Source organism: Streptomyces sp. GC420 (genome assembly GCF_009916105.1).
GTDB lineage: Bacteria > Actinomycetota > Actinomycetes > Streptomycetales > Streptomycetaceae > Streptomyces.
This window is the reverse complement of sequence record NZ_JAAAXQ010000783.1, coordinates 1-967: the sequence shown is the minus strand read 5'-3', so window position 1 is coordinate 967 and position 967 is coordinate 1. Positions and strand designations below refer to the sequence as shown.

Annotated in this window: 1 protein-coding gene; it reads left to right on the top strand. The window is 70.3% G+C overall.

Annotated features, from left to right (window positions below):
* Positions 1–30 precede the first annotated feature (30 nt).
* Positions 31–729: a Tellurium resistance gene (locus GUY61_RS38600; protein ID WP_166634934.1), complete on the top strand. Its 699-nt coding sequence runs from the start codon at positions 31–33 to the stop codon at positions 727–729.
* Positions 730–967: the final 238 nt, after the last annotated feature.

Genomic DNA, 967 nt, shown 5'->3' with positions numbered 1-967 from the left:
ACAGGCCTACGGCCGGGAGGCAGGGCGGCGCTGCAGTTCGACTCGGGCAACGCCGCGACCAACTCGATCGAACTCACCAAGCGGCGCCATTCGGTCTCGCTCAGCAAGCAGGGCGCCGCGACCGGAAACCTCCGCGTCAACCTGTCCTGGCGCATGCGGAGCTCCGACATCGGCGGCGGGACGCGCGGCAACAGCCTGCTGCGCCACCCGCTGCGGCTGTTCCAGCCCGAGGAGGTCCAGGCGCATACGCAGGGCGTGGTGAACGTGGACCTCGACCTCGGCTGCCTGTACGAGCTCACGGACGGCACCAAGGGCGTCGTTCAGCCGCTGGGCAACTTCTTCGGAGACCTCAACGCGCCCCCGTACGTCAAACTCAGCGGCGACGACCGCTTCGGTTCCGGGTCGGGCGAGACGATCTTCATCAACCTCGACCAGCGGGACGCGATCAAGCGGCTGCTGATCTTCGTCTACATCTACGACCAGACGCCCGCCTTCGACCGCACCCACGCCGTGGTCACGCTCTATCCGAGCGCGGGCCCCCGGGTGGAGATCGAACTCGCGGAGCGCGCTCCGCAGGCCCGGTCCTGCGCGGTGTTCTCCCTGGAGAACCACAAGGGTGACATCGTCGTGCGGCGCGAGGTGAAGTACGTCTACGGCTTCCAGGCGGAGCTCGACCGCCTTTACGGCTGGGGCCTGCAGTGGGGCAGGGGTTTCAAGAGCAAGGTGTGACCGCGGCGGGCGTCCGCCCTCAGCCCTCAGCCCTCAGCCCGGCCCGCCCGGCCCGAAGCGGGCCGGGCGCAGTCGGCGGCGCACCGGACTTCCGGTGGAGCGCTCACCGTCGTACGAACTGCGGTCCCTGCGGAGGCAGCCGGAAGTCCGGGTCCGGCACCACGGCCGCGGCCGGGACGGGCTGCGGATAGCCGTAGGCGGGCTGGGCGGCGGAGGCCGGCTGCGGATAGCCGTAAGC